This is a genomic window from uncultured Leifsonia sp. (assembly GCF_945957465.1).
Taxonomy (GTDB): domain Bacteria; phylum Actinomycetota; class Actinomycetes; order Actinomycetales; family Microbacteriaceae; genus Leifsonia.
Genome location: NZ_CAMFLC010000015.1, coordinates 22,817 through 37,499, shown reverse-complemented (window position 1 = coordinate 37,499; position 14,683 = coordinate 22,817). Strand labels below are relative to the sequence as shown.

12 protein-coding genes are annotated in these 14,683 nt (G+C 72.3%); 3 read left to right on the top strand and 9 right to left on the bottom strand.

Annotated elements, in window-relative coordinates:
* Window positions 1-900: a glycosyltransferase family 2 protein gene (locus tag Q0Q23_RS08955; protein WP_295122195.1), complete on the top strand. Its 900-nt coding sequence runs from the start codon at window positions 1-3 to the stop codon at window positions 898-900.
* 3 nt (window positions 901-903) lie between these two features.
* Window positions 904-2,121, top strand: a complete 1,218-nt coding sequence (locus tag Q0Q23_RS08950; protein WP_295122193.1) for a glycosyltransferase family 4 protein — start codon at window positions 904-906, stop codon at window positions 2,119-2,121.
* Here the strand turns inward: Q0Q23_RS08950 and Q0Q23_RS08945 are convergent.
* From Q0Q23_RS08945 to Q0Q23_RS08905, 9 genes are read right to left on the bottom strand one after another with little or no spacing between them, the layout of a single operon-like run.
* Entirely contained in the window at window positions 2,109-3,866 is a 1,758-nt protein-coding gene (locus tag Q0Q23_RS08945) for a hypothetical protein (protein WP_295122191.1), read from the bottom strand. The genes Q0Q23_RS08950 and Q0Q23_RS08945 overlap by 13 nt on opposite strands.
* Before the next feature lie 4 nt (window positions 3,867-3,870).
* Window positions 3,871-4,125 (bottom strand): acyl carrier protein, encoded by a 255-nt coding sequence (locus Q0Q23_RS08940; protein ID WP_295122189.1) that lies wholly within the window; start codon window positions 4,123-4,125, stop codon window positions 3,871-3,873.
* Window positions 4,126-4,153: 28 nt separating this feature from the next.
* Window positions 4,154-5,380, bottom strand: coding sequence for a pyridoxal-dependent decarboxylase, exosortase A system-associated (locus tag Q0Q23_RS08935; RefSeq protein ID WP_295122187.1), 1,227 nt, complete (start codon window positions 5,378-5,380; stop codon window positions 4,154-4,156).
* Window positions 5,377-6,933, bottom strand: coding sequence for an acyl-CoA ligase (AMP-forming), exosortase A system-associated (locus Q0Q23_RS08930; RefSeq protein ID WP_295122271.1), 1,557 nt, complete (start codon window positions 6,931-6,933; stop codon window positions 5,377-5,379). Before Q0Q23_RS08930 ends, Q0Q23_RS08935 begins: the two co-directional genes overlap by 4 nt.
* A complete protein-coding gene (locus Q0Q23_RS08925; RefSeq protein ID WP_295122185.1) occupies window positions 6,933-8,276 on the bottom strand; it encodes a glycosyltransferase family 4 protein in 1,344 nt (447 codons plus the stop codon). The genes Q0Q23_RS08930 and Q0Q23_RS08925 overlap by 1 nt, the downstream gene beginning before the upstream one ends.
* Window positions 8,273-9,535: a glycosyltransferase family 1 protein gene (locus Q0Q23_RS08920; protein WP_295122183.1), complete on the bottom strand. Its 1,263-nt coding sequence runs from the start codon at window positions 9,533-9,535 to the stop codon at window positions 8,273-8,275. The genes Q0Q23_RS08925 and Q0Q23_RS08920 overlap by 4 nt, the downstream gene beginning before the upstream one ends.
* Window positions 9,532-11,019: a glycosyltransferase gene (locus Q0Q23_RS08915; protein ID WP_295122181.1), complete on the bottom strand. Its 1,488-nt coding sequence runs from the start codon at window positions 11,017-11,019 to the stop codon at window positions 9,532-9,534. The genes Q0Q23_RS08920 and Q0Q23_RS08915 overlap by 4 nt, the downstream gene beginning before the upstream one ends.
* Window positions 11,020-11,021: 2 nt before the next feature.
* Window positions 11,022-12,524: an oligosaccharide flippase family protein gene (locus Q0Q23_RS08910; RefSeq protein WP_295122179.1), complete on the bottom strand. Its 1,503-nt coding sequence runs from the start codon at window positions 12,522-12,524 to the stop codon at window positions 11,022-11,024.
* A complete protein-coding gene (locus Q0Q23_RS08905; RefSeq protein WP_295122177.1) occupies window positions 12,521-13,813 on the bottom strand; it encodes a glycosyltransferase in 1,293 nt (430 codons plus the stop codon). The genes Q0Q23_RS08910 and Q0Q23_RS08905 overlap by 4 nt, the downstream gene beginning before the upstream one ends.
* A 154-nt stretch (window positions 13,814-13,967) precedes the next feature.
* Here Q0Q23_RS08905 and Q0Q23_RS08900 point away from each other — a divergent pair, with 154 nt between their 5' ends.
* On the top strand, window positions 13,968-14,681 hold the full coding sequence (locus Q0Q23_RS08900; protein ID WP_295122175.1) for an SOS response-associated peptidase: 714 nt from the start codon (window positions 13,968-13,970) through the stop codon (window positions 14,679-14,681).
* Window positions 14,682-14,683 lie beyond the last annotated feature (2 nt).

The following is a 14,683-nucleotide window of genomic DNA, read 5'->3' as shown; positions in this document are numbered from 1 at the left end:
ATGCACGTGGACGTCGCTGCCGTGGTCGTGACCTACAACAGTGAAGACCACATCGACGCGCTGCTCGACAGCATCCCCGCCGCGGCCGGCGACGTGTCGTACTCCGTCGTCGTCGTCGACAACGGCTCCACCGACGGAACGCTGGAGCTGCTGGCGCGCCGCACCGACTGCACGGTGGTCCACTCCACCAACCGCGGCTACGCGGCGGGCATGAACACCGCGGTGGAGGCCTCGCCGGACGCGGAGACGATCCTGATCCTGAACCCCGACGCGACCCTCGATCCGGAGTGCGTCCCGCGCATGCTCGCGGTGGTTCGCAAGCCGGGGATCGGGATCGTCGCACCGCGCGTGCGCGAGGCCGACGGCAGCCTCTCGCCCACCCTGCGGCGCGGCCCCACGATGGCGCGCGTCGGCGGCCTGAGCTTCACCGGCCTCCCGGTGTTCACCGAGCGCATCGAGGACCCGAAGGAGTACGAGACCGAGCACGAGGTGGAGTGGGCGGTCGGCGCGATCCTCCTGGTGAGGGCCGAGTGCTTCCGCGAGATGAACGGCCTGGACGAGACGTACTTCCTCTACTCGGAGGAGACGGACTTCAGCCTGCGCGCCAAGGACGCGGGCTGGGCGACCGTCTACACCCCCGACGCCGGCGCGATGCACATCGGAGGCGGCTCAGGCGAGAGCTCGACGACGCACACCATGAAGATCCTCAACCGGGTGCGGCTCTATCGCCGTCGCCGCGGCACAGCGCTCGCGAGCGTGTACTTCGCACTGACGGTGCTGGTCGAGCTGCGCCGGGCGCTGCTCGGCCACGACAAGTCGTGGCCGACCGCGCGGGCCCTGCTGCAGCCGTCCCGACGGCCGCCAGCGCTCGGCGCGAACCGCACCCTGATCCCCCGCTGACCCATGGGCGAGCCGAAGAAGGTCCTGCTGGTCGCACCGGCGTGCGACGGTGACGACGTGGGCGAGTCCTGGGTGGCCTTCCAGTGGGCGTCGCTCCTCGCGGAACGTTTCGACCTGACGCTCCTGACGACCTACAAGCGCGGGCACCGGCCTCCGTCCGAGCAGCTGCCCGATGTCGAGGTGGTCGAGTGGCAGGAGCCCCCGGGCGTCGGCCGCCTCGAACGGCTCAACAGTCTGATGCAGCCCGGCTACCTCCCGTTCCAGGTGCGGGCGCGCCGCTGGCTGAAGCGGAGGCTCGCCGCGGGCGACGGCTTCGACATCGCCCACCAGGTGGTTCCCGTCGCCATGCGCTACCCCTCGCCGGCGGCCGGGCTGGGCCTCCCGTTCGTCATCGGTCCGGTCGGAGGCAGCCTGACCTCCCCGCCCGCGTTCGCCGCGGAGGAGGGCGCGACGCCCTGGTACCAGCGGCTGCGCGCGCTCGACGGCTGGCGGATGCGCCACGACCCGCTGCTCCGCCGCACGTACGAGGCCGCGGACTGCGTGATCGGCGTCGCCCCCTATGCGCGCGAGCTCCTGGCCGGCCTCTCGGTGAAGCGGTTCGAGGTGATGAGCGAGACCGCGATCCACGCCGTCCAGCCGCCCATCGATCGTTCCGGTCGCACCGGTCCCGTGCGGCTGCTGCACGTCGGGCGGACGATCAGGACGAAAGGCCTGCGCGACGTCATCCGCGCGATGGGCCTGATATGCGACCTCGACGTGGTCCTCGATGTGGTGGGCGACGGCAACGACCGCGCGGCGTGCGAGGCGCTCACGGCGGAGCTCGGCCTGCGGGACCGGGTGACCTTCCACGGCGCGCGTCCCCGCGCCGAGGTCGACGGCTTCTACGAGCGCGCGGACGTGTTCGTCTTCCCCAGCTATCGCGAGCCCGGCGGCAACGTGAGCCTGGAGGCCATGGCGTACGGCCTTCCGCTCGTCGTCTGCCGCCGCGGCGGCCCCGGGGCCAATGTGGACGACTCGTGCGCGTTCCGGCTGGACGCCGAGTCACCCGCTCAGCTGGCGAGCGACTGCGCGGCCGCGATCCGGAAGCTGGTCGAGGATCCCGCTCTGCGGCGCCGGATGGGCGCCGCAGCACGCGAGCACGCCGAGCGCACGCACCTGTGGAGCGCACGCGTCGAGCAGCTCTCCGCGCTCTACGAGGAGCTCGTTCCTCAGCCGGCCTGAGGTGCGCTCGACGGGAGACCACCGGACGCCACGATCAGGTTCGTCAGGAACCCGACGGTGCTCGGACGCGGTTCCAGCTCGCCTGCCATCATCACGTCGAGCCAGCGCTCGTCGACCAGCCCGGTGGCGCCCAGCGCGGAACGGACCCGGTCGTCCTGACGCCAGTGCTGCACGACCAGGCCGGCGAGGATCTCTCCACCGGCGGGCGGCCGATTGCCCCGGCGCACGCGCTGGGCCGCCTTGCGGGCGAGCCTCGTGCCGGTCCGCACGGTCTGCGCGACCGGGTGCAGCAGGGACGGGCGGGCGTAGGCGGCGGGGCTCGGCCTGCCCTCGAGCGGGCGCCGCCCGAGCTCCGGGTCGAGCTCCATCTGCAGCGCGGCGAGGAACCGGGAGTGCGCCTTGTCCTGCGGGGTCAGCCGCGAGCAGATGTCGAGGAAGCCGTGGTCGAGCATGGGGTTGACCACGACCCGCTGGTAGCCGACGGCCGTGTCGGTCGCGCCCGCCCAGCGCTGCATGCGATCGCGCAGATAGAGCGTGTCTGTGGCGCGGTACCACTCGTCGCCCCCGCGACGCAGCGCGGCATAGACTTCGCCGTTCGCCGCCTCCCGAGCCCACGTGGCGAACTCGGCGGCGAGGACGCCCGGCTCGACCGCCTCGTTGACGAACATGCGCCACGCGGCGAGCTGCTCCGCATCCGCCCGCGTGTAGGGGCGGTCGCGCACGCGGCCCACATAGTAGAAACCGCGCGCGACCTCCCCGCCGAGACCTGAGATGCGCACGCCCTGCGAGAAGCCGCGCTCGGCCACCCCGAGCGCGGCGAGGGCGACGGGATCGGACATCCCGTCGAGCCGGAGCGCCGCGTCCGTGCACAGCCTCCAGGCTTCGGCCGGCTCGATGCCGCCGAGGTCGGCCAGCCCGTGCACTTCATGCGCCATCCCGTTCGCCGCGGTGATCTCGCGGGCGATCGCGACGTCACCGCTCCCGGGCACGCTCAGGGTCATCGCGCGCAGGCCGTGGCGGCGCGCGGCGGGGATCGCGCTCAGCAGCAACCGGGAGTCGAGGCCGCCCGTGAGCTGGAGCACGGCGTCCGGCTCGTCGTCGAGCAGAGCCGCGAGCGACTCCCGGAGCAGGGCCGCCGCCTGCACGACCGCGTCCTCGAGCGGGAGCGGAGGCCCGGCGTCCGGTTCACCCGCCACGACGCTCACCCCTCCGGCACCCAGGTGCACGCTCGCCGCCGGTTCGAGCTTGGTGACGCCCTCGTGCAGGGTGCGCTGGCCGAGCTGCCAGCCGAGCAGGGACTGCACAGCGACGGCGACGCGGTCCAGCGCCGCTCCCCTGGTCCACCCGGCGAGCAGGGCCGAGGTGGACAGCACCCCGGGCCCCTGCGCGCCCGGTTCGCTGTGGAAGAGCTGGCGGAAGCCCATCGAGTCCGCGACGAGGGTCACCCCGTCCCGACGTGCCCCCGCCGCGGCGAACGGCGGCAGCAGCCGGGTCAGTGCGGCGGGATCGCGCGCCATCAGCTCCGCGACCTCGGCCGGACCGACGGCGCCGTCAGACCGGCGCACCACCCGCGAGAGCAGCAGCGTGGAGCCGGCTTCGAGCGGCCCGAGGCCCCAGTGGGCCAGCCGGACCGCGCCCGCGCCGAGCTCGGTCACCTCGACGGCGTCCCCGACCCGGCCGAGGACGCCGGCGGGCGCCTCGCCCTGGGTCGCGAGCACTCCGGGGAGCACGCCTGCGCTCGACATGGCGTCAGGCGGCGAGCTTGGCGTCGACGAAGTCGGTCAGCGAACCGACCGTCTCGAAGAGGTCGGCGCCGAACTCCTCATCGTCGATGACGATGTCGAAGCGCCCCTCCAGCGCGACGACGAGCTGCACGACGCCGAAGGAGTCGAGCTCGGGCAGCGCCCCGAACAGGGGCGTGTCGCGCGTGAGCTCTGCGGGTGTCTGACGGAGTTCGAGAGTCTCGATCAGGACGTCTTTCACGGCATCGACGGTGTCGGTCATTCGCGGTTCTCCTTGTGTCGGGTGGTGCTCAGACGAGGACCTCGGCCGGTGCGGGGTGGCCGAGGAAGGCGGTCGGGCTCGCGGTCAGGCCGTACGCGCCCTGCTGGAAGATGACGATCAGGTCGTCGATGCCGGCGTCCGGGAGGACGACGTCGTCGCCCAGGAGGTCGAGCGGCGTGCACAGGCAGCCCACGACCGTCACGCCGTCGTCCTCGGCCGCGTCGACGCGGTTGCCGACCACCAGCGGGTAGTTGCGGCGGATCGCCTGCCCGAAGTTTCCGGAGGCCGCGAGCTGGTGGTGCATGCCGCCGTCGACCACCAGATAGGTCTTGCCGCGCGACACCTTCCGGTCGAGGACACGGGTGACGTAGACCCCGCACTCACCGACGAGGTAACGGCCGAGCTCGATCACGGGAACGGCCTCCGGGAGCCGTTCGGACAGCGCACCGTCGACCAGCTCGTGGAGCGCCGAGCTCACGGCCTCCAGTTCGAGCGGGCGATCGCGCTCGGTGTACGGGATGCCGAAGCCGCCGCCGAGGTTGAGGTAGCGGACCGGCGAGGGGAGGTGCTCGGCCAGCCCGCTCACCAGGTCGACGGTGCGCCGTTGCGCTTCGGCGATGATCGAGGCGACGAGGTTCTGCGAGCCGGCGAACACGTGGAACCCGCGGATGTCGAGCCCGGCGGCGCCGAACTCCCGCAGCAGCTCGGGGACGAGCTCGGCGTCGACGCCGAACTGCTGCGGGCCGCCGCCCATCCGCATCCCCGAGCCCTTGACCGCGAAGTCGGGGTTGACCCGGATCGCGACGACCGGCGTCACGCCCAGCTCGTCGCCGGCGGCGATCACGCGCTCGATCTCGGTGCGCGACTCGATCTCGACGACGATCCCCGCGGCGACCGCCTGACGCAGTTCGGCGGGGGACTTGCCGGGCCCGGCGAAGCTGACGGCCTCGGGGCGGATCCCCGTGTCCAAGGCCGTGCGCAGCTCGAGCCCGGACGCCACGTCGATCCGGTCGACCCGCGACGAGAGGTGGTGCACGACGGCCGGCATCGGATTCGCCTTCATGGCGTAGCTCAGCTCGACGCGGTCGGGCAGGAGGGCGCGCAACTCCGCGACCCTCCGGTCGAGCAGGCCGCGGTCGTAGGCGAAGAACGGGGTGGAGCCGACGCGCGCGGCCAGCCGCGAGAGCGGCATGCCTCCGACGCGCAGCTCGCCGCCGATCGTGCCGAAGGCGGCGACATGCTCCTGCGGTTTCATGCCGACACCTGCGCTTTCAGGAGAACGCGATCGAACTTGCCGTTGGGCGAGCGCGGCAGCTCGCCGCGCAGCTCGATGGTCGAGGGGACCATGTACAGCGGGAGCACCTGACGCAGGGCGCCCAGCAGAACGGTCGACTCCAGCCCGTCGCCTGCCGCCGTGGCCACGAGGACGACGCGATGCCCCAGCCCGGGCTCTTCGACGCCGAGCGCGACCGCGTCGCGCACCAGGCCGGTGCCGTACGCCGCCTCCTCGATCTCCGACGGACTCACCCGGTAGCCGGAGGTCTTGATCATCTCGTCGGTGCGTCCGACGAAGTAGAGGAAGCCCTCCTCGTCGGCGACCACGGTGTCGCCGGACCAGACCGCGAGCTCCGGCGCCCGCCACTCCTGGCCGGGGTGCGGCACCGGACGGTAGCGCTCGCGCGTCCGCTCGGGGTCGTTCCAGTACCCGAGGGCGACGAGGGCGCCCCGATGGACGAGTTCGCCCTCCTCCCCCGGCGCGCAGCGGGTGCCGTCCGGCCGCAGCACGAGCACTTCCGCGTTCGGGATGGCCTTGCCGATGGAGTCGGGGCGCCGGTCCACCTCGGCCGGGTCGAGGTAGGTGGAGCGGAACGCCTCGGTGAGCCCGTACATGAGGTAGGGGTCGGCCGAGGTGAAGATCGAACGCAACCGGTCGAGGACGGTGCGCGGCATCCGGCCTCCGGTGTTCGCCCAGTAGCGGATGCGCCCGGCCGTCTCCTCCGGCCAGGGCACCTCGGCGAGCTGGAGCCAGAGCGGCGGCACGCCGGTGATCCCGGTGACACCGTGCTGCTCGCAGAGCCGGGGGACGTCGCGCGGCAGCAGGTAGTTCATCAGCACGCAGTGGGCGCCGACCGAGAACGCCGTGGTCACCTGGCTGAGGCCCGCGTCGAAGCTCAGCGGGAGGACGCTCAGGATGACATCGTCGGCGGTGTTCTTCAGGTAGCTGCTGACGCTCTCGGCTCCCACGATGAGGTTCCGGTGGCTCAGCACCACCCCCTTCGGCTTGCCGCTGCTCCCGGAGGTGTAGAGGATGGCGGCGGGGTCCACGTCGATCGCGCGGACCGGTGGGACCTCCGTCGACGGCTGATCGCCGGACCACCGGTGCACCGCCGGGCCGCCGAGCGAGACGTCCGCCGGCTCGCCGACCAGGATCACCCCGGCGACAGCGGTGCCGGCGAGCTCGCCCGTGAGCTGGCCCAGCCGGTCCGCGGAGGTGATCAGGATGCGCGCACCGCTGTCGCGCAGGATGTGCCCGACCTGTGCGGGCTTGAGCACGTGGTTGACCGGCACGAAGACGCCGCCCGCGACGGATGCGGCGAACAGCGCGATCACCGTCTCGATGCGCTTCTCGAGGTAGATCGCCACCCGGTCCCCCGGCTCGACGCCCAGCTCCGCGAGCTGCGCGCCCACGCTCAGCGTGCGGCCCCAGAGCTCGCCGTAGCCGACCGTCGACGTCTTGTACGTCAGGGCGGGACGCTCCGCGGCCGTCGCGGCGGCCTGGGCGAGGAGGTCGTGGACGCGCGTCCTCATCACGGAGCCCTCCGTTCCAGGAGATAGCGGTCGAACTCGGCGCTGTCGTCGAGATCAACATAGCGCCGTCCCTGCGGGTCGGCGGTCGCGACACCGCTGCCGTCGTCGGGCACCGCCGGTCCCGGCTGCGAGAAGCCGGACACCTCGTCGAAGACCGACACGTACGCCTCGGCCTGCGGCCGCCAGTCGAGCTCGGAGGCGACGCGCGCCCGGCCCGCCCGGCCCAGTTCGACGCGCAGTGCCGGGTCGTCGATGAGTCGCTCCACCGCGTCGGCGAACGCCGCGATGTCGCCGGACGGCACATAGAGCAGGCTCTCGCCGCCGGAGACGCGGGTCTCCGCCAGATCGAACGAGACGGACGGCAGCGCGTACGCCATGTACTCCATCGTCTTGTTCATCGTGGAGAGGTCGTTGAGCGGCGTCTTCAGGTCGGGACACACCCCGATGTCGGCGCGGCTCAGGTACTCGGCCATCGCCACCCGGTCGACCCGGCCCGTGAACGTCACGTGCTCGTCGAGCCCGAGCCGCGTCGACTGCGCCTTCAGCTCCTCGAGGCAGTCGCCGAAGCCCAGGAGCGTCGCGGTCACGGTCGACCGGCCGCGCTTGTGCACCAGCTCCTCCATGACGAGGAGCACTTGGTCGACGCCGTCCTGCGGCCCCATGATGCCCAGGTACGCAAGCACGATCCCGTCCGCAGGACGCGGACTCTGCGGGTAGATCGGCCGCATCCGGCGCGTGTCCGGCCCGCTGCGCACCACCGTGACATGGCCGGGGCGGCGGCCGCCGCGGCGGACGGCGATGGCCTTGTACGACTCGTTGGTCGAGATCACGCGCTCTGCGGTGTGGAACGTCTTGCGCTCCAGCCAGAGCAGGCCGCGGAACTCCAGCTTCTGGGGGAGGCTCCGCGGCCTCCCGAAGCGGGAGACGAAGAGCTCGGGGTTGAGGTCGTGGTGGTCGAACACGAAGTGGACGCCCCGCACCCGCCAGAGCAGGGCGAGCAGCCAGTACGTGTCCGGCGGGTTGCACGCCTGGATGATGTCGAAGCGCCGCCGTCGCCAGACCTTCAGCGACAGGCGCGCCGTGTGCACCCAGCAGTAGAGGAACTCCCACGCGAACCCGAAGAGCCCGACGGCCTCGCGCGGCGGAGCGTATTTGTGGATGTCGACGCCGTCGAGGTGCTGGTGGGCCGGGTCGCCCGGACCCTTCGGGCAGATCACGCTCACCCGGTAGCCGCGCGCGACCAGCGCCTGGCACTCCAGCCAGACGCGGCGATCGAGCGGCACGGGCAGGTTCTCCACGATGATGAGCACGTGCGGTGCGCGCGCGGCCTTCGATTCCCTCATGCTGTCTCCCCCTGGTCGGTGAGTCGGGCGCCGGCGGCCGACGACGCCTGGTCGCCGTAGACCTCGTCCTCGACGATCGCGGCCACCGCGCGGTAGGTGGGCTCCCACGACCGGCCGACGACCGACGCGGCAGCGGCCTCCGCCCGCTGAGCGACATCCGGAGCGCTGACGGCCGCGCCGAGCGCGCCGGCCAGCGCGGCCGCCGTGGGCGGCGCCCACCGCACGTGCTCGTTCGGCAGCACCAGGTGCGCGAGTTCCAGGTCGTTCACGACCGGGATGTTCCCGGCGGCGAGCATCTCCTCGGCGACGAGCGTGATGTTCGTGAACGACATCGCGAGGCCCGCGATCGTGCGACCGTAGAGGTCGTTGAGCTCGGCGGTCGTGAGCCGGCCGTGGAAGGTGACCGGGATGCCGAGTCCGCGCGGCCGTGCTCCGTAGACGTGGATCTCCTGCTCCGGATGCATCCGATGGAACAGCGTCAGCGCCACGCACGCCAGTTCGTACCCGCGGCGCGGGAAGTCCGGCCGGCAGTAGAAGACGATCCCGCTCCGCGGCCGGGAGCCCTCGGGAAGCCGGTACACCCGCGAGTCGCAGCCGAAGGGCACGACGTCGTTCGCGAGTCCGGTCGCCCGCGTGATCATCGCGTCCAGCATCTCCCCGAGGGCGATGCGGCGGAACGGCAGCCGGTACGTCATCGCCGCCAGCTCGTACTGCGAACCGTGACCGTAGAAATACGGCTCGTAGTCCTGGATGAAGTAGAGCCGGCGCATCGGAGCGCGGCCGTACCGCACGATCACGTGCGCGGACTCCCAGCCCGACGCCACGACGGCGTCGATGGCGCCGATGCCCGCGGCGGCATCCGCCACCGTCGCCCGCATCCGCGGCCAGTGCTCCCGGATAACGGCGGTGGCCGCCGCGACGTCCACCCCGTTCTTGTCATAGAGGTACAGCACGCAGCGGTGCCCGCGCTCTTCGAGGGCCTCCACCATGCGGAACAGCGTGGTGTGCCCTCCGGAACCCGGTGCCGGCGGCGTCGAGACCCAGCCGACGGTGATCGGCGTGCCGTGGGCCGGACGGACCTCCGGCACGGGCAGCTCGCGCGGGATGTCGGTGAGGATGTCGTCGAAGGCGAGGTTGAACGAAAGCTCCGCCGCGCCGGTGCGCAGGTAGGCCCGCTGGGCGAGCCGCTGGGCGATCCCGTGGGCGCCGACGGTGCGGGCGCGGCGGACGGTGGAACGAATGCCGTCCCAGCTGGTCATCGGCTGCCTCCTTCGACGTGCCCGGCACTCACGGCGGCCGTCCGGCGCGCTGCGGATCGCAGCACGGCGGCGTGTCCTTCGGCCATCGCGCTGAGCAGAGGCTCCGACGGCGCGGGCCGCGGGCGCGATCCCGCGCGCACCCGGGCGGCGAGCGCGTCGACCGCCGCGCCCAGGGCGGCCGCGTTCCGCTGGTGCCCGCATTCCCTTCGCGCCCGGGCCACGGCGGCGTCGGACACGCTCCCGGCCGGGCCGGAGGCGTTCGGGATCACGACGGACGCCTCGGGGTCCCTCCCGACGAGTTCGCGCGCTCCGCCGAAGTCGGCCAGCACGAGAGCAAGGCCCGCTGACTGGGCTTCGGTCGCGGCCACCGGCCAGCCCTCGAAGAACGAGTCGAGCAGGAAGCCGTCCGCCGCCGCGAGCAGCACCCGGGCGTCCGAGGAGGCCAGCAGGGCGACGCGGTGCGCGCGGTCGGAGCGACGCCGGAGGGCGTCGGCCCTGCGCAGTTCCGCCCAGTCCGACGGCTCTCCCGCGATCACCAGGCGGACGCCCTCGTCCGTCACCGTGTCGAGGAAGGACGCGACGAGTCCTGCCACGTTCTTCTGCGAGTCGTAGCGGGCGAGGCTGACGATGAGGACATCGTCGTCGCCGAGCACCCCGATCGCGCGTCCGACAGCGGCACGCGCGGCGCGCCGCTCCTCGCCGCTCGGCGCACCGGCCGACGGGGAGGCGTTGGAGACGACGTGGATCCGTCTCGCGGATTCGGCCGCAACCCGCCTCGCGTGGAACTCGCGGACCGTCTCGCTCACGGCGATGGCGGCCGGCGACGACTCCAGCACCTGCGCGAAGCGGTGCCAGCGCGCACGCGTGTAGTGGATCTCTGTGTTGTGGAGCACGGGGACGCACGGGATCCCGGTCGCGAGCGCGGCGTCCTCCAGATGCACCGGAGCCCCGTGCAGCTCGATGACGTCGGGGGCGAGCGCGCGCAGAGCGCCCTCGGCCTGTGCCTCGTCCTCGGCGACGACGACCGGCGTCCCCCGGGCCCGGAGTCGCGCGGCCCGGACGCCGTCGTGCCCGCAGACCACGACCGGGCGGACACCGGCGGATGGAAGTGCGGCCGCCAGGACTTCGACGACGGCCCCGATCCCACCTACGTCCATGGAACCGCCGACCAGGGCGACAGTCAGCGTCGCGGGCAGGGCGGTCGTCGCGTGCGGTGCAGGGGTCGCATGCGGTGCAGGGGTCGCATGCGGTGCAGGGGTCGCATGCGGTGCAGGGGTCGCGGTCGGGCCCGGAAGCCCCAGCGGTTCGACGGACGCCAGGGGCCTCCGGAAGAGTCGCCGCGTGAGCGCGTGCACATAGCCGTAGCGGATGCGCGGCGGCAGCAGATCCGTCGCCGTGACCACCGCCCCGAAGAACCACGCCTCGCGGCGGGCGGACGGGTCGCGGCGGGCGGTGCCCCGCGCCGACGGTGACGACTGCGCCATGCTCACACCTCCGCCCGTTCCCGGGCTCCGCCGGACCGGAGCAGCCGGAGCTGCTTGCGGAGCCACGGCCAGATGAGCGCCGCGTAGACAACGAGGGCCGCCGAGCCTCCGACCAGGAGCGCACCGACGGGAGCGCTGATGAACAGGGTGGCCACGACAGCGGCCGCCACGGCCGGAATCGTCGCTGCTGTCGGCAGCCACGCCATCCTGGCCAGGTCGCCGAGCTTCACCCCGGTGAGCTTCAACGCGATCAGATACGCGGGCAGGATCACCACGACCGCGACGACCACGTGCGCCCAGCCGGCTCCCTGGATGCCGTAGGCCTGGGTCGCCGCCACCATCGCGGCGACCAGGGCGACCAGCCAGACGATCTGGATCCAGAGGACCGGGCGTGATCGCCCCTGCGAATACAGGTAGCCGGCGGAGATGTCGAACGCCACGCGAAGACTCCCGTACAGGCCGAGGGCGGCGAGCACGGGCGCGCCCGGGAGCCACCGTTCGCCGTAGAGCACGTCGATCAGCGGGAAGCTCAGCGCGGCGAGGACGGTACCGGCCGGGAGGGCGCCCGCCCAGGCGACGGCGGCGACGACTGCGAAAGCGTGCGTGCCGCCCTGCGAGCGCGAGAAGAACGGGAGGGCGATCGAGCGCACGACCTGCGACAGCGCGCTCATCGGCCAGCTCGAGATGTTGAAGGCGAGCACGTAGTAGCCGAGCGCGGTCGCGCCGGCGACACGCGCGAGCACGATGTTGTCGACGTTGAGCAGCGCCCACGACAGCAGGTTGGCCGCCGCGATCGGGAGCCCGAAGGCGAGCACTCCCTTGACGACGGTCCGGTCGATCGAGAACCGGGGCACCACGCGTGCGAGGAGGAACTGCAGCGCCGAGGACACGACCTGCGCGGCGACCCGCCCGATGGCCAAGCCCATCACGCCGAACCCGAGCGCCACGAGCAGCAGGGTGACGGTGGTGGAGACGACGAAGTCGGCCACACCGACGAAGAACAGCTCGCGCTGCTGGAACCGGCGCTGGAGCATCGCGAACGGCACCACCGTCCCTCCGGCGAGCAGCAGCGTGAGGGAGAGGACGGCGATCGCGGGACCCGCCTGCGGGCTGTCGAGCAACGACGCGAGTCCCATGCTGGACGCCGCGGTCGCCGCGGCTGTCAGGGTTCCGGCGGTGAGGCCGAGCGTCGCGACGGTGGGCGCGATCCGCTCCGGCTCGTCCGACCGGATGAGGTCGGCGGACAGCCCCAGGTCGGCCACCGTGATCAGGATGCCCTGGACGGTCAGCGCGACAGCGTAGACGCCGAACTGCTCGGGTGCGAGCAGACGGGCGAGCACGATCCCGACCACGAGCCCGCCGAGCCGCAGGACGATCGTGCTGACACCGCTCCAGGCCGCTCCGCGGGCGGCCCGCCCGACGAGGGAGCGTCCGCCGATGCCGTCCGCAGCCGCGGCGCCCGGTCCCGACAGCGCCGTGTCGCGCCCCCCGCGCTCGTCGCTCACGCGGTCACCCCGCTCCGCGAGTGCGAGCGCGAGTGCCGCGGGATGCTGTTCACGCCCTTGCGGGCCAGGATCGCGAGCTCCGGCGGGAGATCCGCAGCCCACTGCCGCAGACCGTACGTTCCAGCGACCTCCCGGTAGAAGCCGGCCAGCTTCGCCGCCATCAGGGTCAGACCGAAGCGTTCGAGGGCGAATCCGCGCCCGAACGCGCCGAGCCTGGCGCGCCCCTCCGTGTCGGCCAGCACCGGGTCGATGATGGCGCGGAGCCGCTCGACCGGGTTCGCCACCGACAGCGGGCTCCAGTAGCTGGAGCGCGCGAGTTCAGCCGCGCTGTCCTCGTCGAAGAGCGCGGACCAGCCCGCTTGACCCTGCACCACCAGCGGCTTGCCGAACGCGAGTCCGCGTGCGGCGGAGCTGCCCATGCCGAGCACGATGTCGGCGGCCGCGTAGGCGGGACGGGGATCGGCCAGCGGGCCGAGGAACCGGACGGCTTCGCGGCCGAGCCGCGCGTTGACGAGCGCCGCGGCGTCCTTCAGCCGCGCGGCATCGTCGCCCGTGCCCACGATCGCGAGGGTCGCGTCGGCCGTCAGCGTCCCCATCGCTTCGATCGCGAGACCGATGGGGAGAGACTTCATGTCGGCGTCCAGTCGGCTGACGATCATCAGGAGGTCGCCGTGGAGGCCGTGCGCGGCCCGGAAGGCGGCGCCCGCCGCGGGGTCGGGCCGGTCGGCGTCGGTGTCCACCGGCGGGCTGATCAGGATCGTGCGGCCCGGCCGGCGCTCCAGCTCGTCGACCAGGTAGCCGGTGCCCACGATCAGCGGCATGTGGCGCTTGATCTTGGGCGAGACCTCCATCTCGTAGACGGTCTGGATCCAGGGCCGGCGACCGAAGCGCGCGAAGCCCCAGTAGGTCGGGCGCGCGCCGCCGCCCCAGGAGCCGTACACGTGCAGGAGCTCGGCGCCGTGCTGTTCGGCGAGCGTCGTGAGCTGCCGGCCGCGGGCGAGGATCGACGCCTCCGGGTCGTAGACCTCGACGGTGATGCCGCGCCGGGCGGCGATGTCGAGCAGCGACGGGCCGGCGGGAAGCGTCTCCCTGGCGCCGACGAGGATCGATTCGATGCCGTGCCGGCGGACCTCGACCGCCAGGTCGAGCGCGTTGATCTGGGTACCCCCGAGTTCGAGGCTGTTCAGATGGACGAGAACGCGCTCGATGTCGTCTGTTGCACGTCGACTCATCGCGGCTGCGCGCTTCCCCGCGAGGATCGCGTCCTCGGGGCAGACCCGGGAGGCCACGGACTGTCCGTGGACCGCCGGAAGGCCCCAACCTTCGACTGAGTCATTCTCACCTTTGAACAGTGCCATAGGCCCGTGCCGTTCGTAAGCCCCTCATTGGAGGGGTGAAGTCGAAGGTGAGACCGACGTCGGAGGCAGCGGGTACGCTGCCAGCATGTGCGGACGCTTCGCCCTCGATTCCGAGACCGACGAGCTGATCCAGGAGTTCGTCGCCTCGGGCGGCGACTTCCGCGACTGGCGGCCAAGCTACTCCCTGGCTCCCACCGATCCGATCCCGATCGTGCGCGAGCGGGTGCGGAGCGCGACGGGCGAGCTCGAGCGGACGGTCGACGCAGCCGTCTGGGACTTCCACCCGGCCTTCATCCGCGAGTCCAAGCGGCCGAACTTCAACGCCCGCCTCGAGACGGTCGCGAGCAACGGCCTCTGGAAGGGCGCCTTCGCCGCGACGCGCGCACTGGTGCCCATGCGGGGCTACTACGAGTGGACGGGCGAGGCCGGCAAGAAGGATGCGCACTTCCTGCACGCGGCCGACGGCGGCCTGCTCGCCGCCGCCGGCCTGTACACGGCCCGCAAGATCGGCGACGACTGGCAGGTCTCCGTCGCGATCATCACCCGGCCCGCGCGCGATGCGTCGGGTGAGATCCACGACCGGATGCCGGTCTTCCTCGAACCCTCCGCCTGGGACGACTACCTCGACCCCGCCAAGCTCGACGAGGCCGGCAAGCACCGCATGATCGACCTCTTGAACACGGAGTCCGAACGGGTCGCGTCGACCATCGCCGCCTACGAGGTCGATCGACGGGTGAACAACTCCCGCACGGTCGACCCCTCCGACCCGACGCTCGTCCAGCCCCTCGACGCCGCCTGAGC